Origin of the sequence: Caulobacter sp. 73W (assembly GCF_041021955.1) — a bacterium.
In the GTDB taxonomy this organism is placed as follows: Bacteria; Pseudomonadota; Alphaproteobacteria; order Caulobacterales; family Caulobacteraceae; genus Caulobacter.
The window spans coordinates 1,993,011-2,013,423 of record NZ_CP158375.1 but is presented as its reverse complement, the minus strand read 5'-3'; the positions used below and the strand labels follow the sequence as shown (position 1 = coordinate 2,013,423).

Below are 20,413 nucleotides of genomic sequence, written 5' to 3'. Positions count from 1 at the left end.
CCTGGAGGCTGCAAGGCCGCGCCTCAGCGCGGCCAGGTTTCTTCCGAACGGGCGAGAATCTCACCGGCCAGATAGAGCGAGCCGGCGGCCACGATATGGGGCGGGCCGTCCTGCATCAGGGCTTCGGCCAGGGCCGCGTCGATGTCGGGACAGGCGACAGCGCGCAGGCCGGCGGCCTTGGCGGCCAGAGCCAGAGTCACCGGATCGGCGGCGGCGTCAGCCTCGAACCCGGTGGTGAAGATCACGGGATTCAGGGGCGCCAGGGCCTGGAAGAAGCCGTCGGCATCCTTGTTGGCCAGCAGGCCGGCGATCACCACCACGGGGCGGCCGTCCTTCACCGACAGGTGGCCGAGCGCGTCGGCCAGGGCGTGGGCGGCGTGCGGATTGTGGCCGCCGTCGAGCCAGAAGTCGGTTCCAGCCACCCGCGCCTTCAGGGCGAAGGGGCCGGCGGTCAGGCGCTGGAAGCGCGCAGGCCACACCGCGGACGACACGCCCTTGGCCACAGCCTCGTCGTCGATGCGCGGATCGCCCAGTGTCAGCAAAGCGGCGACGGCGAGGCCGGCGTTGTCGATCTGGTGCGCCCCGAAGAGCGAGGGTTCGGGCAGATCGAGGAGCCGGTCCTCCATCTGCACCAGCAGGCGGCCATCCGCGCTCCAGGCGTCGAAGTCGCGGCCCATCAGGGTCAGGGGCGAGCCGGCGCGTTCGGCCTGGGCCTCGATGACCGCCTGGGCCTCGTCCTGCTGGCGGGCGCTGACGGTCTTGCCGCCGCGCTTGATGATCCCGGCCTTCTCGCCGGCGATGGTCGCCAGGTCGGCGCCCAGGAACTCGCGGTGGTCGATGTCCACCGGAGCGATGACGCTGACCTGCGGGGCCGCAATGACGTTGGTGGCGTCCAGCACCCCGCCCAGGCCCACCTCCAGCAGCAGCAGGTCGGCCGGCGCCTCGGCGAAGGCAAGCAGGGCGGCGGCGGTGGTGATCTCGAAGAAGGTGATCGGCTGGCCGTCATTGGCCGCCTCAACCCGGTCGAGGATCTCGGCCAGGTGGTCGTCCTCGATCAGCTTGCCGCCCAGGCGGATTCGCTCGGCGAAGCGGACCAGATGGGGCGAGGTGAAGACGTGGACCTTCAGGCCCGCCGCCTCGGCGATCGCCCGCACGAAGGCGACGGTCGATCCCTTGCCGTTTGTGCCGGCCACGTGGATGGTCGGCGGCAGGCGGTCGTGAGGATCGCCCAGGGCCACGCAAAGGCGGCGCATGCGCTCCAGCGACAGGTCGATCTTCTTGGGATGCAGCGCCTGCAGCCGCGCGAGGGCGGCGTCATGGGCGCGAAGGTGATCGCTCATCGGCGTCGAGGCGGCTTACGCCGCCTTCTTGCGCGCCCGGCCCATCATCAGGGTGTTGAGGATCGAGCCCAGCACCACCGGCAGCTCCTTGCGGGCGGTGACGCGGTCGACCATGCCCTTCTCGACGAGGAACTCCGAGCGCTGGAAGCCCGGCGGCAGGGTCTCGCGGATGGTCTGCTCGATCACGCGCTGGCCGGCGAAGCCGATCAGGGCGCCCGGCTCGGCCAGGTGGACATCGCCCAGCATGGCGTAGGAGGCGGTGACGCCGCCCGTGGTCGGGTCGGTCAGCACCACGATGTAGGGCAGGCCGGCGGTCTTCAGCTTCTGGATCGCCAGGGTCGTGCGGGCCATCTGCATCAGCGACAGGGCGCCTTCCTGCATCCGGGCGCCGCCGGCGGCGGTGTAGATGACCAGCGGGGCGCCACGCGCGACGGCGGCCTCGGCGGCGGCGATGAAGCCTTCACCGGCGGCCATGCCCAGCGAACCGCCCATGAAGGCGAAGTCCTGGACCAGGACCACGGTCGGCAGGCCGGCGATCTGGCCGAAGCCGATGGCCATGGCGTCTTGCTCGCCGGTCTTCTTGCGGGCCTCGATGAGGCGCTGCTTGTACGGTTTGCCGTCCGAGAACTTCAGCGGGTCCTCGGTCACCTGCGGGCTCGGCAGGATCTCGTGCTTGCCGTCGTCGAAGGTGTAGCGGAAGCGCGCGTCAGGCCCGATCCGCATGTGACGCCCGGCCGGGGTGACCCACAGGGCCGCCTCCAGATCGGGGCGATAGATCATTTCGCCGGTGTCCGGGCATTTGACCCACAGGTTGTCCGGGGTCTCGCGCTTGACGAAGGCGCCGCGCACGCCCGGCGCGATCTTGGCCAGCCAGCCGCCACGCGAGCGCTCGCCGCCGGCGGCCTTGGCCGCTTTTTCGGTCTTCTTGGGGTCTTGGGGGTCCGCCATAGCCATAGCCTTCACCACTCAAGCCTTCTTGGAACGTGCGAAGCGCACAGCGTTAGCAAGCTCTTCAGCTTTGGAAAGAACCGCCGAAGTCACGTTTTTGTTCGATGACAAATTCGATTCCAGCGCGTCGATCAGCGCCGAACCGACCACGGCGGCGTCGGCGACCCGCGCCACGGCGGCCGCCCGTTCGGGCGACTTGATGCCGAAACCCACCGCCACGGGCAGGCCCGAAGCGGCCCGGACCCGCGCCACGGCGGGCGCCACGGCGTCGGCGTCGGCTTCCAGCACGCCGGTCACCCCGGCGACGGAGACATAGTAGACGAAGCCCGAGGTGCGCTTGACCACGACCGGCAGGCGCGCGTCGTCGGTGGTCGGGGTCGCCAGGCGGATCAGCGAAAGATTCGCCGCGTCCAGGGCGTCGACCAGCGGATCGGCCTCTTCCGGCGGGCAATCGACGACGATAAGGCCGTCGGCCCCGGCTTCGGCCGCGTCACGGGCGAAGGCCTCGAAGCCGTAGTTCACCAGCGGGTTCAGATAGCCCATCAGGATCACGGGCGTGTCCTGGTCGCCCTCGCGGAAGGCGCGGACGGTGGCGAGGACGCCCTTGGTGGTCATCTTGCCGGCCAGGGCGCGCTGGCTGGCGCGCTGGATGGTCGGGCCCTCGGCCATGGGGTCCGAGAACGGGAAGCCCAGCTCGATGATGTCGGCCCCGGCGGCGGGCAGGCCGCGCATGATCTCCAGCGCGGTCGCGGCGTCGGGATCGCCGGCCATGATGTAGGCGATGAACGCGGCGCGGTCCTCGGCGGCCAGCGCGGCGAAGCGGCGGTCGATGCGGTCCTTGGTCAAATCTGGCGTCCCAGGGCGTCGGCCACGGTGAAGATGTCCTTGTCGCCGCGACCCGACAGGCAAAGGGCGATGACGCCGTCCTTGCCCACGTCGCGCGCCACCTCGCCCAGCTTGGCCAGGGCGTGGGCGCTTTCCAGGGCCGGAATGATGCCTTCGAGCTCGGCGCACAGCTGGAAGGCTTCCAGGGCCTCCTTGTCGGTGCAGGTCAGGTACTGGGCCCGGCCCACGTCGTGCAGCCACGAATGCTCCGGCCCGATGCCCGGATAGTCCAGGCCGGCGGAGATGGAGTGGGCGTCCAGAATCTGGCCGTCGTCGTCCTGCAGCAGATAGGTGCGGTTGCCGTGCAGAACGCCCGGGCGGCCGCCGGTCAGGGACGCGGCGTGCTTGTCGGTGTCCAGCCCGTGGCCGGAAGCCTCGACGCCATAGATCCGCACGCCCTCGTCATTGAGGAACGGGTGGAACATGCCGATGGCGTTGGAGCCGCCGCCGACGCAGGCGACCACGGCGTCCGGCAGGCGGCCTTCCAGCTCCAGGATCTGTTCGCGGGTTTCCGAGCCGATCACGGCCTGGAAATCGCGGACCATGGCCGGATAGGGGTGCGGGCCAGCGGCGGTGCCGATCAGGTAATAGGTGTCGGCCACGTTCGTGACCCAGTCGCGCATGGCCTCGTTCATGGCGTCCTTCAGGGTCGCCGCGCCGGAGGTCACGGGACGCACTTCGGCGCCCAGCAGGTTCATGCGGAAGACGTTGGGCTTCTGACGGGCCACGTCCGTGGCGCCCATGTAGACCACGCAGGGAAGGTCGAAGCGGGCGCAGACCGTGGCCGATGCGACCCCGTGCTGGCCGGCGCCGGTCTCGGCGATGATCCGGGTCTTGCCCATGCGTTGGGCCAGCAGGATCTGGCCCATGCAGTTGTTGATCTTGTGCGCGCCGGTGTGATTCAGCTCTTCGCGCTTGAAATAGATCTTCGCGCCGCCGAAGTGCTTGGTCAGGCGCTCGGCGAAATAGAGCGGGCTCGGACGGCCCACATAGTGGGTCAGGTAGCCCTTCAGCTCGGCCTGGAACGCCGGATCGGCCTTGGCCTCGGCATAGGCGCGGTCCAGTTCCAGGACCAGCGGCATCAGGGTTTCGGCCACGTAGCGGCCGCCGAACTCGCCGAAGCGGCCGGCGGAATCCGGATAGGCCGTGTAGTCGTTGGGCTTTGCGGTCAGGCTCAAGTGAGGCTCAGGCGCGGCGTACGGCGATCAAGGGGCCGTTACAAGAAGCGCGTCCTTTAGTCCCGCAACGCTCTGGACGCCAGAGGAAACAGGCTGCGCGAACGGCGGTCGGCCAGCGGCGGCGGGCTTCAGCCCCGTCGAACGGCGTCGAGGAAGCTGGTGATCAGGACGGGGTCCTTGAGGCCCGCGCCGCGCTCGACGCCCGAGGACACATCGACCAGCGGGGCGTCCGACTGTTCGATCGCCTCGCGCACGTTCCATGGATCGAGGCCGCCGGCCAGGAACCAGGGGCGAGCGAAGCGGCGGCCCTTCAGCAGGGTCCAATCGAACCGCGCGCCGGTGCCGCCGGGCAGCTCGGAATCCTTGGGCGGCTTGGCGTCGAACATCAGGTGCTCGACCACTTCCTCGAAAGCCCGCGCCGCTTCGATCTCCACGGAGGTGGAGACGGACAGGGCCTTGATGACCCCCGCGCCCGTGCGCATGGCGATGTCGCGGATCCGGTTGGGCGTCTCCTTGCCGTGAACCTGGATCAGGTGGGGCTTCAGCGTCGCCATCAGCTGTTCCAGCAGGGCGTCGTCCGGATCGACCGTCACCGCCACGACCTTCACCTTGGCACGGGCCGGCAGGGCCAGGCGGGCGGCGGTTTGCGGGTCGATATCGCGCGGGCTCTTGGGGAAGAACACGAAGCCGATGTGCGAGGCTTTCCCGTCGAGGGCGGCCTTAACCGCCTCGGGCGTCGACAATCCGCAAATCTTGGCCGTGGTCATGGGCGCGATGTGCGCCCTCAGCGTTTGGCGCGCAAGCCTTGACAGCGTTGTCATCTACAGTGTCGATAGCGCTCCGCTAAAAGCGAATAAAAATGATCGGGGAGGATCGAATGGTTCAAGTCGGCGGCGCGTCCGTGAAGGCGGGCGCTCAGAACGGAAGCGGATTCCTGCTGCCGTGGGTGATCGTGCTGTTTTTCGCCTGGGGCTTCTCCACCTGCATGGTGGACCTGCTGGCCCCGGCGCTGAAGGCGGTCTTCACCCTCACCAATTTCGAGGCGGGGCTGACCCAGTTCGCCTTCTTCCTCGGCTATTTCGTCATCTCCCTGCCGGCCAGCGCCCTGCTGTCCAAGCTGGGCTATCTGCGCTCCATCGTCGTGGGCCTGCTGATCATGATGGTCGGCTGCCTGCTGTTCGCCCCCGCCGCCAACGCCGGCGTGTTCTGGGGCTTCCTGGCGGCGCTGTTCATCCTGGCTTCCGGCATCACCATCTTGCAGGTGGCGGCCAATCCGATCGTCACCATGCTGGGCAAGCCGGAGACGGCCTCCAGCCGCCTGACCTTCGCCCAGTTCCTAAATTCCTTCGGCACCTTCATCGCGCCGTTCATCGGCTCGGCCCTGATCCTCAGCCACATCGAGAAGGCGCCGGACCCGGCGACCCTGACCCAGGTCCAGTTGGAAACCCTGCGCCATACCCAGGCCCAGGCGGTCCAAGCCCCCTACATGGTCATCGCCGCCGTCCTGGCCGTGCTGGCCCTGATCTTCTTCCTGCTGCGCAATCATGACCACGCGCCCAAGCCGGAAAAGGCCCCCAGCCTGGGCGAGATGTTCGGCCTGCTGCGCCGCAAGCGCCTGGCCTTCGCCGTGCTGTGCATCTTCCTCTATGTCGGCGCCGAGGTGTCGATCGGCACCTACCTGACCACCTACCTGTCGCAGCCGGACACCTTGGCCCTGCCGCTGTCGTCGGCCGGCCACATGGTCGCCTACTACTGGGGCGGCGCGATGGTCGGACGCCTGATCGGCTCGTGGGTCTTGGCCCGCGTGTCGCCGGGCAAGGTGCTGGCCTTCTGCGCCGTCGGGGCCTCGGTCCTGATCGCGGTCTCGGCCTTCAGCACCGGCGTCTCGGCGGGCTACGCCATCATCGCGGTGGGTCTGTTCAATTCGGTGATGTTCCCGACCATCTTCGCCATCGCCCTGGTCGGCACGGGCACCAAGATGCCGGCGGCGTCCGGCCTGCTCTGCATGGCCATCGTCGGCGGGGCCATCCTTCCGCCGGCCACGGGCTTCCTGGGCGACCATATCGGCCTGGGCCTGGCCTTCTTGCTGCCGGCCGCCTGCTACCTGGTGATCGCCCTGTTCGGCTGGACCTCGCGCAAGCCCGAGGTCGAGGTCGAACCCGCGCCGGCCATCACCAACTGATGCGGAGACGGCGGGCCTTAACGGGCCCGCCGTTTTTCGTTGGCGGCCCAGACGATGGCCGCGCTCGACAGCAGGATGCCGGTCATCAGACAGGCGACCGCCAAGATTCCGGCCGGCGTGACGTGCACCTCCGCCCGGCCGCTGAACGGGCCGGCCTTGAACTCGGCGAGGGCGGACTGATCCTCGAGATAGGTGTTCGGTCCGTCGGACATCACAGCCTCTCCTCTACCGATAGGGCGACATTGAATAGGGGCGGTCGGCCTTGCCGGTCGCCCAGGTCTTGTTCGGCGTCGCCTGCATGACGAAGCGCAGCTCGCCGCCGGCTACGATATCCTCGTGGCGCAGCACAGCGCGCTTCAACGGCTTGCCGTTCAGGATGGCCGAGCCGACGTAGCGATTGGCGTCGGCCAGCCCTTCGGTGACGATGGTGAAGCGCTTGCCGTTGGGCAGGTTCAGGGTCGCCTTCTCCACGAACGGGCGGCCGATCACATACTCGTTCGAACCTGGCGCGACCGGGTAGAAGCCCAGTCCCGTGAACACCAGCCAGGCCGACATCTGGCCCAGGTCGTCATTGCCCGACAGGCCGTCGGGGGTGGGCTTGTACTGGCTCTCGACGATCTGCTTCAGCCGCTCCTGGGTGCGCCAGGGCTGGCCGGCGTGGACGTACTGATAGGCCGCCTGGTGGCTGGGCTCGTTGCCGTGGATGTACTGGCCGATCAGGCCGCTGATATCCTCGGCGTGGGAGTAGTCGAGCTTGGAATTGTCGTAGTCGAACATGGCGTCCAGCTTGCCGACCAGCCTGGCGTCGCCGCCCAGGTTGCGGATCAGGCCGGCGGTGTCGTGCGGCACGTACCAGCTGTACTGCCAGGCGTTCCCCTCGGTGTAGTCCGAGCCATAGTTGATCGCCGTGGGATCGAAGGGTTCGCGGAAGGTCCCGTCGCTCTTGCGGGCGCGGACGAAGCCGGTCTTCACATCGAACACATTGCGCCAGTAGGCGGCGCGCTTGTCGAACTTGGCGGCGGTCTCGGCGTCGCCCAGGTCGCGGGCCATGCGAGCGATGGTCCAGTCGTCGAAGGCGTACTCGACCGTCTTGGACGCCCCCTCGGGTGACTTGTCGATCGGCACGTAGCCGCGCGCCATGTACTCGTCGAGACCGCCATAGGGGCCATATTCGGCGCTGGCGGTCATGGCCTTCAGCGCCGCCTTGCCGTCGAACCCGCGGATACCCTTCATCCAGGCGTCGGCGATCACCGGCGTGGCGTGATAGCCGATCATGGTCCAGGTCTCCTGACCGTGGAACGACCAGACCGGCAGGATGCCAAAGGGGCTGGCTTTCTGCGCCGCCAGCAGGGAATTGACGAAGTCGGCGTTGCGCTCGGCCGGCTGGATCAGGGTCAGCAGCGGATGCTCGGCCCGATAGGTGTCCCACAGGGAGAAGGTGGAGTGGTTGCGGAAGCCCTTGGCCGTGTGGACCGCGTTGTCCGGTCCCCGGTAACGGCCGTCGACGTCCATGAACAGGGTCGGCCCCATCAGCGTGTGATAGAGCGCCGAATAGAGCGAGGCCTTGGTCTGGGCCGGCGCTTCCATCTCCACCGCCGATAGCGCCTGGTTCCAGCTGGCGCGGGCCGCCGTCTTCACCGCGTCGAAGTCCCAGGCGGGGACTTCGGTGTCCAGGTTCAGCAGGGCGTTGTCCTCGCTGACGCCGCTGATCGACACCTTGACCATCACCTCGTCGCCGGCCGCCAGGTCGCCGAAATCCAGGGACCCGACCATGGCGCGGCCTTCGCGCTGATCCGGATCGGGCTTGCCGTGGGCGGGCTGCCTGAAGCCGTTGTAGGGGATGTTCTGCTCGCGGTTCAGGAAGCTGTGGCCCTTGATCGGCCGCGAGAAGCGCATGGCGAAATAGAGCTGTCGCGCCGGCGCCCAGCCGCGCGTCTCGCGCATGCCGGTGACCGCGCCGTCGGGCCGCAGCCGCAGCCGCGACCACAGCACCTTGCCGTCGTAGTCGTAGATGGCGTGGCGCAGGTCGACGACCACGTGCCCCGGGCCGGCCTTGGCGAAGCGATAGCGGTGAACGCCGACCCGCTCGGTGGCGGTCAGCTCGGCCTTGACGCCGTTGTCGAGCAGATCGACGGCGTAATGGCCGGGGGACGCCGTCTCGGTGGCCTTGTCGATGCGCGAGCGGTAGCCGACCCCGGCTTCACCCGCATCGAGCCTGGCCTCGCCGCTCATGGCGGTGACCAGGATGTCGCCCAGATCCGAGTGGCCGGAGCCGGAGAAGTGGGTGTGCGAGAAGCCCAGCACCGTCTGGTCGCCGTGTTGGTAGCCGGCGGCCCACGGATAGCTGTCCTTGCCGAAGTGGGCGGTCTTGGTGTCGGGGCTCAGCTGAACCATGCCGAACGGCACGGTCGCGCCGGGAAAGGTGTGGCCGTAGCCGCCCGTGCCGATGAAAGGGTCGACGAAGGCGGCGGGGTCCTTGGGCTGGGCGACGGCGCCTGTTCCCAGGGTGAGCGTCAGGGCGATGCAGACGCCTTTCACGAACCCGCCAGCCTTCATCGCGCTTCCTCCGCCGCCTGATTTTCGCGACGCACCTTAGCTGACGGCAGGCCTTGGGAAAGCAGGGTTCGACGCTTTGGCCGCCCACCTCGCGGCCGCTCAAGCTTGGAACGGGCGCCTCCGCCCCAGGGTTGATCACCCCGTATATGGGAGAGACGCCCATGCGAGAGATCATGATCGGAGCCGTGGCCGCCCTGCTTCTGACCGGTGGCGTCAGCCGCGCGGACGAGCAGAAGCCCGGCCTGGTTCAGAACCTGGCCGGGACGGTAGGCAGCGTTGCGGGCAGCACCGCCGGCGCGGCGGCGGGCCCTGTGGCGGGCGCGGCAGGCGGCATCGTCGGCGGCTATATCGGCAAGGGCGCCGGCGGGCTGGTCAGCAAGGTGTTCGGCGGCAAGAAAGACAAAAAGAAGGGCGGCGCTGCGGCCCAGACGGTGGCGGCGGCGGACGCCTCGACGCCCGCCGCAGCTCACGTGCCGGGGCCCAAGGCCCTGGACCTGCCGGCGGCGAGCCCTGCTCCACCGCCGGTCCTGGCCCTGCCGGACGCGCCGAAAGGTTAGGGGCGCTTCTTCAGTTCGTCCCGGATTTCCGCCAGCAGCGTCTCGGTCGGCGTCGGAGCCGCCGGCGCGGCCTCGGCCTCTTCGGCGTGCTGACGGCGCAGGCTGTTGACGATCTTCACCAGCACGAACACCGCCGCGGCGACGATCAGAAACTGGATGATGGTGTTGATGAAGGCCCCGTACTGGATGGCGACCTTCTCGATCTCTTCGGTCGCCGGGTTCTCAGACCGCAGCACCCATTCCAGTTTCGAGAAGTCCAGCCCCCCGGTCGCCAAACCGATGGGCGGCATCACCACCTGATCCACCAAGCTTTTCACGATGCTGTTGAAGGCCGCGCCGATGATCACGCCGACAGCAAGGTCGATGACGTTGCCCCGCGCGATGAATTCGCGAAATTCCTTGATGATGCTCATTGGCGGCTCCTGAAACTTGCCCGACGTCTTATAGGCTGGCCGGGTTCTGGCGGGTGGGTCAAGCTCGGCTGAACCGGTCGGGCGTTGAGAACGTTCCGGCAAACGCGTTCCAGTTCGTGTGGGGGATTACCAGTATGTTTGATGCGCCGCCGACCGTTGATGCGGTCGTGGTCACGGCTCCGCGGCTGCCCGACGCCCCCGCCGCCGCGGTTTTCTCTTCGGTCCAGGTCGATCCTCGACTGCTCGACGCCCGTCCCCGGGTGGACGAGGCCTTGAAGAGCGCGCCTGGCGCGTCCCTATTCCGACGTCAGGGCTCGGCCATCGCCAACCCCACCACCCAAGGTCTTTCGCTGCGCTCCATCGCGCCGTCAGGCGCCGGGCGCGCCCTGGTCACCCTGGACGGCGCGCCGCTCAACGACCCGTTCGGCGGATGGGTGATCTGGAGCCAGGTCCAGCCATCGACCCTCGGCGCCGCGCAGATCGTGCGGGGCGCTGGGGCCGGCCCCTATGGCGCCGGCGCGCTGACCGGCGTGGTGCGCCTGCAGACCGCCGACGGAACGCAGGATGATCTGCAGCTGGAGCTGTCCGGCGGCGGGCAGGGCTACGGCCGCGCCGCCGTCATGGCGCGAGGAGCCGATCGACGGCTCCTGGTGTCCGGCGCCTATGAGCGGTTCGACGGCCAGACGCCGGTGCGGGGCCCTCGCCGTGGATCGGCGGATGTGCCGATCGGACTGGAAAGCACGGGCCTGTCGGCGGCGTTCGGCGACCAGATCGGCGATGTCGCCGTGGGCGTCCGGGTCGCCGGCTGGCGCGAGAAGCGCGGCGCGGGCCTGGTCGGGGCCGATAGCGTCGCGTCCGGCAAGAGCCTGGCCGCCACCGCCGCCCGTCAGGCGCAGGAGGGGCGCCCCGGCTGGCGCCTGCAAGCCTGGGCGGTGGAGAGCGATCTGCGCAATGGTTCGGTGGCCACCGCCGCCGACCGCAACTCCACGACCGCCGCCAACGACCAGTACGCCACCCCGGCGCAGGGCTACGGCCTGAACGCCGCTCTGCGCGGATCCTGGTGGGAGATCGGCATTGACGGCCGCCTGTTCGAAGGCGAGAGCCGAGAGCGTTTCCGCAATATGGGCGGCGCCTTCACCCGCACGCGCCTGGCGGGCGGGCAGGCCTCGGTGGCCGGCCTGTACGGCGAGGCCTGGCGGGAAAACGGGCCGCTGCTGATGACGGCAGGCGTGCGACTGGACCGTTGGTCCTCTAGCGACGCCAGGCGTCAGGAGCGGGACATCCAGACCGGGGCCATGACACTGGACGAACATCCCGCCGACCGTGACGGGGTGACGCCCACCGGCCGGGCCGGCCTGCGCTACGCCGTCAGTGATCGGCTGCATCTGCGCGCCGCCGCTTATTCCGGCTTCCGCCCGGCGACGCTGAACGAGTTGCATCGCCCCTTCCGGGTCGGCAACGACATCACCGAGGCCAACGCCGGCCTGGAGCCTGAGCGCCTGTTCGGCGGGGAGCTGGGCGTCGGCGGCGATCTGGCGGGCCTGACCTGGTCGCTGAGCGCCTTCGCCACCCGGCTGGAGGACGCCATCGCCAATGTCACCATCGGCGCGGGTCCGGGGACCTTCCCCGTGGCCGGGTTCGTCCCGGCGGGCGGGGTGCTGCGCCAGCGCCAGAACGTCGGCCATATCGAGGCCTCGGGGATGGAGATCGAAGCGTCCAAGGACTTTGGCGACGACCTTCGCCTGCGCGCCGCCCTGTCCGGTACGGACGCCGAGGTGAATGGCGCGGCCGCCGCGCCGCAGCTGACCGGCAAGCGCCCCGCCCAGGCGCCGCGCTGGACCGTCACGGCCGGCGGCGAATGGCGGATGAACACGGTCCTGACCGCGTCACTGGATCTTCGCTATGAGAGCGCGCGGTGGGAGGACGATCTCAACACCCGTCGCCTGTCCTCGGCCCTGACCACGGACGTGCGATTGGATGCGGACCTGGGACGTCACGCCCGTCTGTTCGTGGCGGCCGACAACCTGTTCGACGCCAAGGTCGAGACGGTCGAGAGCGCCGATGGTTTGGAGAGCTTCGCCCCCGGCCGGTTGGTACGAGTGGGGATGGTTCTGAAGCGTTGATCAAGGCGGGGGCGACGCCTGCCGCCTCCGCGGCCGCGGCCAGCCGTCTGTCGAAAGTCGCGAGCGCGGCCCCCGTCCTCATCGCCAGGCTAAGATAGGTTGCGTCGTAGACGCTCATGTCATGCTCCCGTGCAAGATCAAGCAAGGGGCGGCGCCGCTTGGCGAAACTGGTCGTCTCGGTGCGGATGGACAAATGGGATAGGCGCTCCAGGAAGTCATACGCGCGAGCGGCGGTTATTGGATCTCGCCTTTACGCTGTCGCGAGCGCGTTTGTGACTTCGAGATGCCCTAGCTCGGGAACGAGAGCCTTTTGGATCGCCAGACGATCGAGATAGCCGATGGCACGATCCGCTTCTGCGGCATCTGTCCTTAAGAACGCCCAGGCGAGGGCGGCCGATGCGTCAAGCACCCAGGTCACTTACGACCTTCTTGGATCATCGCTGTGATGTTGTCGCCCTCGACCCTCCGGATTGGGTCGAAGCCCTTCATCGCGTCGTCCTGCTCTTTGGCGCATCACGATCACCGTTCGGGGGCGCCCGGTAGCGGAGCTCGTGCCGCCGGTCGTGGAGCACTATCGGCTGCTGGCGCTCGCGCTCGAAGCCTAGGCTTGCGGTAGAGCTAAGAGCGCTGTCGTCAGTCGGACAGACTGGCTGGGCGCAGACTGCAGGGCTATTCGTCGCCGTCGGCGTTGAGCCGCGCACGCAGTTCTTTGCCGCTCTTGAAGAACGGCACGTGCTTGGCGCGGACCTCGACGGTCTCGCCGGTGCGCGGGTTTCGGCCCGAGCGGGCGGGGCGCGAACGCACGGAGAAGGCGCCGAAACCGCGCAGCTCGACGCGGCCGCCCTTTTCCAGGGCGACGATCATCTGATCGAGGATCACGCCGACGACGCGCTCGATGTCCTTCTGGGTCAGGTGCGGGTTTTCGCCAGCAAGTTTGGCGATCATCTCCGACTTGATCATCTCATCCCCCGACAGGCTAAGCGAAACACAAAAACGCGCTGATCGGCCCGCGGGCCTGACCTTTGCCCAAGGCGGCGTAAGTCTTCAAGTACTTGTGCGACAAAGGCTTAATGAGGGGCGGTGACCAAAACGAAAACGGCGGCCCGGGAGACCCGGACCGCCGCAATCTTCAGCAGGCTTGAAGGACGATTAGTCCTTGGTCGCCTTGTCGCGCAGAGCCGCGCCGAGGATGTCGCCCAGCGAGGCGCCGAGTCCGAAGACCCGAACTGCTCGATGGCTTCCTTCTCGTCGGCCAGTTCCAGCGACTTGATCGACAGCGACACGCGGCGAGCCGCCTTGTCGATGTTGGTCACTTGAGCGTCGATGCGGTCGCCGACGGCGAAACGCTCCGGGCGCTGCTCTTGACGGTCGCGCGACAGGTCCGACTTGCGGATGAAGGCGCTCATCGGGGCGTCGTCTTCGCCGAAGCGAACTTCGATGCCGCCCGAGGTGACTTCCGTCACGATCACGGTGACCGTCTGGCCCTTGCGGTAGGTGTCGCCGGTCATCGGATCGCCGCCGAGCTGCTTGATGCCCAGGCTGATGCGTTCCTTCTCGACGTCCACGTCCAGGACGCGGGCCTTGACCACGTCGCCCTTCTTGTAGCGGGCCATGGCTTCTTCACCCGGCACGGTCCAGTCGATGTCCGACAGGTGCACCATGCCGTCGATGTCGTTGTCCAGGCCGATGAACAGGCCGAACTCGGTGGCGTTCTTGACTTCGCCTTCGACGTTCGAGCCGACCGGATGGGCTTCCAGGAAGGCGTCCCACGGGTTGGCTTGAGCCTGCTTCAGGCCCAGCGACACGCGGCGCTTCGACGGATCGACGTCCAGCACGACCACATCCACTTCCTGCGAGGTGGAGACGATCTTGCCCGGATGGACGTTCTTCTTGGTCCAGGACATTTCCGAGACGTGCACCAGGCCTTCAACGCCGGCTTCCAGCTCCACGAAGGCGCCGTAGTCGGTGATGTTGGTGATGCGGCCCGTGAACTTGGCGCCGACCGGGTACTTGGCTTCAACGCCATCCCACGGATCCGACTGCAGCTGCTTCATGCCGAGGCTGATGCGCTGGGTGTCCGGATTGATCTTCACGATCTGGACCTTCACGGTGTCGCCGACCGCGAGCACTTGGCTCGGGTGCGAAACGCGCTTCCAGCTCATGTCGGTGACGTGCAGCAGGCCGTCGATGCCGCCCAGGTCGACGAACGCACCGTAGTCGGTGATGTTCTTGACCACGCCTTCGCGGATTTCACCCTCTTGCAGCTGCGACACCAGTTCGGTGCGCTGCTCGGCGCGGGCTTCTTCCAGGATGGCGCGACGCGACACGACGATGTTGCCGCGCGGACGGTCCATTTTCAGGATCGCGAAGGGTTGTTCCTTGCCCATCAGCGGGCCGACGTCGCGGACCGGACGGATGTCGACTTGGCTGCCCGGCAGGAAGGCCGAAGCGCCGCCCAGGTCGACGGTGAAGCCGCCCTTCACGCGGCCGACGATGGCGCCCATGACCGGTTCGTTCTTGGCGTAAACGCCTTCCAGACGGGTCCAGGCTTCTTCGCGACGGGCCTTGTCACGGCTGATGACCGCTTCGCCCATCGCATTTTCGAGGCGCTCCAGGAACACTTCGACGGTGTCGCCGACCTTCACGGTCGCCTTGCCGTTCTCGTCCAGGCCGAATTCCTTCAGCTGAACGCGGCCTTCGGTCTTCAGACCGACGTCGACGATCGCGAAGTCCTTCTCGACGCCCACGATCTTGCCGTGAACGACGCTGCCTTCCATGAAGTCGCGGCCGCCCATGGCGTTGTCGAGGAGCGCGGCGAAGTCGTCGCGGCTCGGGTTCATGCTCATATCGTCAGCCATGCTGATCTTGGTCTCTTAGGGTTGGGGGACGCCGAAAACGGGTGCGAACACCGGCGGTTCTCGGGAGTCCGGGTGAATTGTAGAGAAGAGTGATGTCCCGCGGCGGTCGGTGGTCGGCGCGTTGGATTTGACCTCGTCCGGCTAGATGCCGGCCTTGGCGCGCGCCGCCTCGACGATACGGCGGGCCGCATCGATGGCGGCGTCTATAGTCTTTTCGGACGTGTCCAGCAAGACCGCGTCCTCGGCCATGGCTAGGGGAGCGCTGTCGCGGCCGCTGTCGCGTTCGTCGCGCTTGCGGATGTCGGCCAAGATATCGTCGTAGGTCACCGTCTCGCCCTGGCCGGTCAGCTGACGCCAGCGGCGGTCGGCGCGGATCTGCGGCGTGGCGGTCACGAACAGCTTGGCCTGGGCGTCTGGGGTGATGACCGTGCCGATGTCGCGGCCGTCCAGGACTGCGCCCGGCTCCTGGGCGGCGAAGTCGCGCTGCAGGTCGAAGAGGGCGGCGCGGACGCCGCCATGCACCGCCACGCGGCTGGCAGCTTCGCCGGCGGCGCGGGTGCGAACTTCGGGGCGCTCCAGTTCCGACAGCTCCAGCCCGCGGGCGCAGGCTTCCGCCGCCGCCGCGTCGTCCAGGTCGCCGCCGCGGTCCAGCAGGCGCACGCCCACGGCCCGGTACAGCAGGCCGGTATCGAGGAACGGCAGGCCCAGGTCCTTGGCCAGGACGCTGGCGATGGTGCCCTTGCCCGAGGCGGCGGGGCCGTCGACGGCGATGACGAAGCCCATGGCCCCTAAGCCTCCGAAATGTCGGCGCCCAGGCCGCGCATCAGGTCGGCGAAGCCGGGGAAGGAGGTGGCGATCATGCCCGGCTCATCCACCGACACGCCCGACTGGGCGGCCAGGCCAAGGACCAGGTGGCTCATGGCGATGCGGTGATCGCCGTGGGTGACGACCACGCCGCCGCCGCGCGGCGCCTGGCCGGTTCCGGTGACGATCATGCCCTCCGGCTCCTCCTCCACCTGCACGCCGCAGGCCTTCAGCCCGTTGGCGGTCAGGGCGATGCGGTCGCTTTCCTTTACGCGCATCTCGCCGATGCCGCGCATGACGGTCGGCCCTTCGGCGAAGGCGGCGGCCACGGCCAGGATCGGATATTCGTCGATCATCGACGGCGCCCGCTCCGGCGGCACGACCACGCCCTTGAGGCTGGAATGGCGGGCGGTCAGGTCGCCGACCTCTTCCCCGCCGGCCATGCGGCGATTCTCGATGACCAGGTCCGAGCCCATCTCGATCAGGGTGTCGAACACGCCGGCGCGCAGGGTGTTGAGCATGACGCCCTCCACCGTCACCGATGAGCCGGGGGTGATCAGGGCGGCCACGATGGGGAAGGCGGCCGACGACGGATCGCCCGGCACGTCCACATGGGTTCCGGTCAGCTTCTGGCCGGCGGGCAGGCGGATATGGCGCTCGCCATCCCTGTCCTCGACCTCGACCGTCGCCCCGAAGGCGCGCAGCATGCGCTCAGTATGGTCGCGGGTGGCTTCCGGCTCGATGACCTCCACGTCGCTCGTCGCGTTCAGGCCGGCCAGCAGCACAGCCGACTTCACCTGGGCCGAGGCCATGGGCAGACGATAGGACAGGCCCTTCAACTCACCGCCGCGCAGTGTCAGGGGCAGGCGGCCCTTGTCGCGGCCGATCCAGGTCGCGCCCATCTCGCCCAGCGGGTTGAGCACCCGGCCCATGGGGCGGCCGCGCAGGGACTGGTCGCCGGTAAAGGTGGCGCTCATCGGATAGCCCGCCGCCGCGCCCATGATCAGGCGCACGCCTGTGCCGGCGTTGCCGCAGTCGATGACGTCGACCGGCTCGGCCAGGCCGCCCTGGCCTTCGATCCGCCAGGCCTTGTCGCCGGTCCGCTCGACCTTGGCGCCGAAGGCCTGCATGGCCGCGGCGGTGCGCAGGACGTCGTCGCCCTCAAGCAGGCCCTCCACCGTGGTGGTCCCGGAGGCCAGCGCTCCCAGGATCATGGAGCGGTGGGAAATCGACTTGTCGCCAGGGATGCGGATGCGGCCGTTGAGGGCCGATCCGGGAGCGCTCTTCAGTCCAGCGGCGTTCGTGCCCAAAACGGGGTTCCCTAAAGCTTGCGTGAAGGTATTGATATGAGAGGGGTTTGCTTTTGACAGCGGCCCCCGCGCGTGGCAAGGGAGCCGCCGCTCATCGTCAAGCCCTATCTAGAGGATCGCCGCCTTGGCCAATCCCGAACTCGGCGCAAAACAAGTCTGCCCGAACTGCCAATCGAAGTTCTACGACCTGGGCAAGCGCCCGGCTGTCTGCCCCAAGTGCGGCGAGCAGTTCGATCCGGAAGAAGCGATCCGCAGCCGCCGCGTGCGCGCTCGCGCCGTGACGCCGGACTACGACACGGACGACGAGAAGGAAGATCAGGCCAAGCAGGCCGAGAGCGAGGACGGCTTCGAGGACGAGGTCGACCAAACTCCGGAAATCGACGAAGCCGCCGATGAAGTCGTCGAAAGCGACGACGGCGACGACGTCGAGCCGGGCGCTCCGACGCCGGGCGGCGACGACCTGGGCGTCGACTTCGCCGAGGACGAGGACCTCGCCGAGGAAGAGGGCGAAGACGTGCCGTTCCTCGAGGACGAGGAAGAGGATTTCGAGGATGGCGACATCGACGGAATCCCCGGTTCCGAGGACGAAGAAGACCAATAAAAATTGAGGCGCAAAAAATCTTTCCGGGAGGCTTGATCCCATCAAGCTCCCGGAATAGGTTCCGCGCCTCGCTCGGGGGGACGACCACCAGACCCGCCGAGAGAACCGCAAGGTTCTGGGGCTATAGCTCAGCTGGTAGAGCGCTTGAATGGCATTCAAGAGGTCAGCGGTTCGAACTCCGCTTAGCTCCACCATCAAGGCCCGGACGGAAACGTCCGGGCCTTGTCCATTTCTGGATCCGCTCCCTTCCGGTGGCCGCCTTCTTCCAGCCAGGAACCTTCACCATAAGCCTCGCGTTTTGGAATCTTGGACATCCAAGGCGGAGGAAACCCCATGCGCGTGAAGCTCATCGCCCTGAGCCTGGGCGCCGCAGCCATGCTGACGGCGGCCTGCACCACCACTGATCCGTACAGCTCGACGCCCCGGCGCAACAACACCGGCACCGGCGCCATCGCCGGCGCGCTGGGCGGCGCCCTGCTCGGCTACCTGACCAACACCAACAGCGGCGAGCAGGGCCGCAAGAACGCCCTGATCGGCGCCGGCGTCGGCGCCCTGGCCGGGGCCGGCATCGGCCAGTACATGGACCGCCAGCAGCGCGCCCTGGAGCAGCAGCTCTCGGGGTCGGGCGTCGGCGTGCGCCGCGACAAGGACAACCTGATCCTGGTCATGCCCTCAGACGTGACCTTCGCCACCAACCAGTCGAACCTGGACAGCCGCTTCCTGCCGGTGCTGGACGACGTGGCTAGCGTGCTGAGCCAGTACGACCGCTCCATGGTCGATGTCATCGGCCACACCAACTCCAGCGGCGGCGACGCGATCAACCAGCCCTTGTCGGAACGTCGCGCTTCATCGGTGGCGACCTATCTGATCAGCCACGGCGTCATGCGCGAGCGGCTCTATGTGGCGGGCGTCAGCTCTCGCCAGCCGGTCGCCGACAACACCACGCCCGACGGCCGCGCCCGCAACCGGCGGGTAGAAATTCTAATCCGTCCGTTCACCGGCTGATCGACGCAGATTTCGAAGACAGACCGCCGAAGACTTGCGTGACTAAGCGCGACAAAAAGGCCCCGCAGGAGACTGCGGGGCCTTACGTTTGTCATCGCGGTCGCTGCGTCAGACTTCTTGGATCGCCGACAGCTTCCACTGGGCGCCGGCCTGACGCACGAAGGTCCAGACCTCGGTCTTCTGGACAGGCTGGCTGGCGTCGCCCTCCAGCACCGCGCCGGTGGCGCGGTCGCGAACCACGTCCACGAACTCGTAGCGCATGGCGGCGGTGGCGTAGTCACGGCCTTCCTCGTGCCAGGCCTCGGCGACGTCGGCTTCAAGCAGCTTGGTGTTGCTGATCTCGTTGCGGCGGCCGTCGGTGGCGTTCTGGCCCAGTTCCTCGGCCAGATAGCCCATGACTTCCGGCGTAGTGCGCTCGCGCAGGGCGGCGTAGTCCTCGCGGCCGAACGCGTCCTGGATCTCGATCAGCAGGCGCTCGAAGGTCTCGCGGTCCTGGCCGGTGACGCCGATCTCGTGGGTGGCGACGGTCGGCTGCGGGGCGGGGGTGTAGGCGGGAGCCGCCTGCGGCTGGGCGCGGCCGAAGCCTTCCGGATAGACGACGTCGCCGCTGCGGGCGTTGGTCGACCAGCCGGCCGGGCCCGAAGCGCTGGCCATGGCCGGTTGCTGGCGGCGGCGGAACATCTTGAACAGGCTGAACGCCAGGAACGCGATGCCCGCGAAAATGGCGATCTGCATCAGCATGGCGCCCATGCCGGCCATACCCGCGCCGAAGCCGTTGCCCATCATCGCGCCGATCAGACCGCCGGCGAGCAGGCCGCCGAGGATCCCGCCGCCCATGCCGCCCAGGAAGCCGCCGCGACGCTGTTGCTGCTGCGCCTGAGCGCCGGCCTGGTTCGCCGCGGCGCCAGGACGGGCGGCCTGCTGGCCGGGGGCCGGTTGGGTCATGGAGCGCTGGATCGGCGCGGCCTGTTGCGGGGCCGTCTGCGTGGTCCGCGGCGCCTGGTAGGTGCGCGAACCCCGGCTGCCGAAGCTGCCGCCGCGGCGGGCCGCATCGGCGGTCTCGGCGGTGAGCAGACCCACGCAAAGCGCGACGCCGAGCACGGCCATCAGCCTGGATTTCTGAGATTTCATTGCGCACTCCCTAGGAACATCAGCGCTTATATAGGGACGTCGGCGGCCGGTGGCACGACCATCATGCCCGCATCGCCCACGCCCGATGCGCATCATCGCGCCAAGGCCCTGCGCGCAAGGCGCGGAGCCTTGTGTGATTTTTTGTTTCCGCCGGCCCGTGAGCTGCCGCTGTCCTCGACCGGGGCGTCGGCCGTTCTTCTCGATGCTGTCGCTCGTGTCCTCGGCCGAGGCCTTGGCGGCGTAGCCTTCGGTCGAGAACCTGGTCTCGCTGTCGTACTTGCACCGGACCTTGGAGCTCCTCGGCCTTGTCTTTGTCGATCTCGAACTTGTGGACCCTCTTGTCCCCCATCGCCCGGCAGCGCGCTGACGCGCTTCCCCTCGAACATTGCGCCGTCGAGCGGGAACCCGAATGGCTCAGCTCCGTTATGGTTGAGCTAGTTCAGCAGTGTCCCCCAAATGATTGCGACTTCGCCCCGGCCCTCCAAGGCCGGGGCCTTTTTCTTCGGCGCCATATGAGAACGG

At 68.0% G+C, this 20,413-nt stretch carries 18 protein-coding genes, 1 tRNA gene and 3 pseudogenes; 6 read left to right on the top strand and 16 right to left on the bottom strand.

Annotated elements, in window-relative coordinates; genetic code table 11:
• Window positions 1-23 precede the first annotated feature (23 nt).
• The 5 genes from ABOZ73_RS09365 to ABOZ73_RS09345 form a co-directional block, all read right to left on the bottom strand.
• Window positions 24-1,340: a folylpolyglutamate synthase/dihydrofolate synthase family protein gene (locus ABOZ73_RS09365; protein ID WP_369057895.1), complete on the bottom strand. Its 1,317-nt coding sequence runs from the start codon at window positions 1,338-1,340 to the stop codon at window positions 24-26.
• Between the two features lie 15 nt (window positions 1,341-1,355).
• Complete coding sequence (locus ABOZ73_RS09360) at window positions 1,356-2,294, bottom strand: acetyl-CoA carboxylase carboxyltransferase subunit beta (protein ID WP_369062510.1); 939 nt, start codon at window positions 2,292-2,294, stop codon at window positions 1,356-1,358.
• A gap of 12 nt (window positions 2,295-2,306) precedes the next feature.
• Window positions 2,307-3,134 carry a tryptophan synthase subunit alpha gene (gene trpA / locus ABOZ73_RS09355; RefSeq protein WP_369057894.1) on the bottom strand — a complete coding sequence of 276 codons (828 nt, stop codon included), beginning with the start codon at window positions 3,132-3,134 and terminating at the stop codon, window positions 2,307-2,309.
• Window positions 3,131-4,351: a tryptophan synthase subunit beta gene (trpB, locus tag ABOZ73_RS09350; RefSeq protein WP_369057893.1), complete on the bottom strand. Its 1,221-nt coding sequence runs from the start codon at window positions 4,349-4,351 to the stop codon at window positions 3,131-3,133. Before trpB ends, trpA begins: the two co-directional genes overlap by 4 nt.
• Window positions 4,352-4,479: 128 nt before the next feature.
• Window positions 4,480-5,118, bottom strand: a complete 639-nt coding sequence (locus tag ABOZ73_RS09345) for a phosphoribosylanthranilate isomerase (RefSeq protein ID WP_369057892.1) — start codon at window positions 5,116-5,118, stop codon at window positions 4,480-4,482.
• A 110-nt stretch (window positions 5,119-5,228) separates the two neighbouring features.
• Between ABOZ73_RS09345 and ABOZ73_RS09340 the strand changes: the two genes are divergently transcribed.
• The gene (locus ABOZ73_RS09340; protein ID WP_369057891.1) at window positions 5,229-6,533 is read left to right on the top strand and encodes a sugar MFS transporter; all 1,305 of its coding nucleotides are present in this window, start codon (window positions 5,229-5,231) and stop codon (window positions 6,531-6,533) included.
• Window positions 6,534-6,550: 17 nt separating this feature from the next.
• On the opposite strand, the gene ABOZ73_RS09335 is transcribed toward ABOZ73_RS09340, so the two are convergent.
• Window positions 6,551-6,745, bottom strand: a complete 195-nt coding sequence (locus ABOZ73_RS09335) for a hypothetical protein (protein WP_369057890.1) — start codon at window positions 6,743-6,745, stop codon at window positions 6,551-6,553.
• A gap of 13 nt (window positions 6,746-6,758) precedes the next feature.
• Window positions 6,759-9,089, bottom strand: a complete 2,331-nt coding sequence (locus ABOZ73_RS09330) for a GH92 family glycosyl hydrolase (RefSeq protein WP_369057889.1) — start codon at window positions 9,087-9,089, stop codon at window positions 6,759-6,761.
• A 161-nt stretch (window positions 9,090-9,250) separates the two neighbouring features.
• Here ABOZ73_RS09330 and ABOZ73_RS09325 point away from each other — a divergent pair, with 161 nt between their 5' ends.
• Window positions 9,251-9,646, top strand: coding sequence for a hypothetical protein (locus tag ABOZ73_RS09325; RefSeq protein ID WP_369057888.1), 396 nt, complete (start codon window positions 9,251-9,253; stop codon window positions 9,644-9,646).
• Here ABOZ73_RS09325 and mscL read toward each other — a convergent pair.
• Window positions 9,643-10,059 (bottom strand): large-conductance mechanosensitive channel protein MscL, encoded by a 417-nt coding sequence (gene mscL / locus ABOZ73_RS09320; protein WP_369062469.1) that lies wholly within the window; start codon window positions 10,057-10,059, stop codon window positions 9,643-9,645. The genes ABOZ73_RS09325 and mscL overlap by 4 nt on opposite strands.
• Before the next feature lie 134 nt (window positions 10,060-10,193).
• On the opposite strand from mscL, the gene ABOZ73_RS09315 reads away from it, so the two are divergent.
• On the top strand, window positions 10,194-12,182 hold the full coding sequence (locus ABOZ73_RS09315) for a TonB-dependent receptor (RefSeq protein WP_369062468.1): 1,989 nt from the start codon (window positions 10,194-10,196) through the stop codon (window positions 12,180-12,182).
• Between the two features lie 85 nt (window positions 12,183-12,267).
• Here ABOZ73_RS09315 and ABOZ73_RS09310 read toward each other — a convergent pair.
• The 6 genes and pseudogenes from ABOZ73_RS09310 to aroA form a co-directional block, all read right to left on the bottom strand.
• A pseudogene (locus tag ABOZ73_RS09310) lies at window positions 12,268-12,375 on the bottom strand (hypothetical protein); the annotation flags it as partial.
• Between the two features lie 57 nt (window positions 12,376-12,432).
• Window positions 12,433-12,600, bottom strand: coding sequence for a hypothetical protein (locus ABOZ73_RS09305; protein ID WP_369062467.1), 168 nt, complete (start codon window positions 12,598-12,600; stop codon window positions 12,433-12,435).
• Between the two features lie 251 nt (window positions 12,601-12,851).
• Window positions 12,852-13,142: an integration host factor subunit beta gene (locus ABOZ73_RS09300; protein ID WP_369062466.1), complete on the bottom strand. Its 291-nt coding sequence runs from the start codon at window positions 13,140-13,142 to the stop codon at window positions 12,852-12,854.
• A 189-nt stretch (window positions 13,143-13,331) separates the two neighbouring features.
• Window positions 13,332-15,040, bottom strand: a pseudogene (gene rpsA / locus ABOZ73_RS09295) (30S ribosomal protein S1).
• 141 nt (window positions 15,041-15,181) lie between these two features.
• Window positions 15,182-15,823: a (d)CMP kinase gene (cmk, locus tag ABOZ73_RS09290; RefSeq protein ID WP_369062465.1), complete on the bottom strand. Its 642-nt coding sequence runs from the start codon at window positions 15,821-15,823 to the stop codon at window positions 15,182-15,184.
• 5 nt (window positions 15,824-15,828) lie between these two features.
• On the bottom strand, window positions 15,829-17,154 hold the full coding sequence (gene aroA, locus ABOZ73_RS09285) for a 3-phosphoshikimate 1-carboxyvinyltransferase (protein ID WP_369062464.1): 1,326 nt from the start codon (window positions 17,152-17,154) through the stop codon (window positions 15,829-15,831).
• A gap of 124 nt (window positions 17,155-17,278) precedes the next feature.
• On the opposite strand from aroA, the gene ABOZ73_RS09280 reads away from it, so the two are divergent.
• From ABOZ73_RS09280 to ABOZ73_RS09270, 3 genes are all read left to right on the top strand, one after another.
• Window positions 17,279-17,755, top strand: a complete 477-nt coding sequence (locus ABOZ73_RS09280; protein ID WP_369062463.1) for a TIGR02300 family protein — start codon at window positions 17,279-17,281, stop codon at window positions 17,753-17,755.
• 117 nt (window positions 17,756-17,872) lie between these two features.
• Window positions 17,873-17,949: transfer RNA gene (locus tag ABOZ73_RS09275), tRNA-Ala, on the top strand.
• A gap of 139 nt (window positions 17,950-18,088) precedes the next feature.
• Entirely contained in the window at window positions 18,089-18,760 is a 672-nt protein-coding gene (locus ABOZ73_RS09270; protein WP_369062462.1) for an OmpA family protein, read from the top strand.
• Window positions 18,761-18,868: 108 nt separating this feature from the next.
• Here the strand turns inward: ABOZ73_RS09270 and ABOZ73_RS09265 are convergent, their stop codons facing one another.
• Together ABOZ73_RS09265 and ABOZ73_RS09260 are read right to left on the bottom strand one after the other, a co-directional pair.
• Window positions 18,869-19,891 carry a Tim44 domain-containing protein gene (locus tag ABOZ73_RS09265; protein ID WP_369062461.1) on the bottom strand — a complete coding sequence of 341 codons (1,023 nt, stop codon included), beginning with the start codon at window positions 19,889-19,891 and terminating at the stop codon, window positions 18,869-18,871.
• A 167-nt stretch (window positions 19,892-20,058) separates the two neighbouring features.
• Window positions 20,059-20,240, bottom strand: a pseudogene (locus ABOZ73_RS09260) (DUF1508 domain-containing protein); the annotation flags it as partial.
• Window positions 20,241-20,413: the final 173 nt, after the last annotated feature.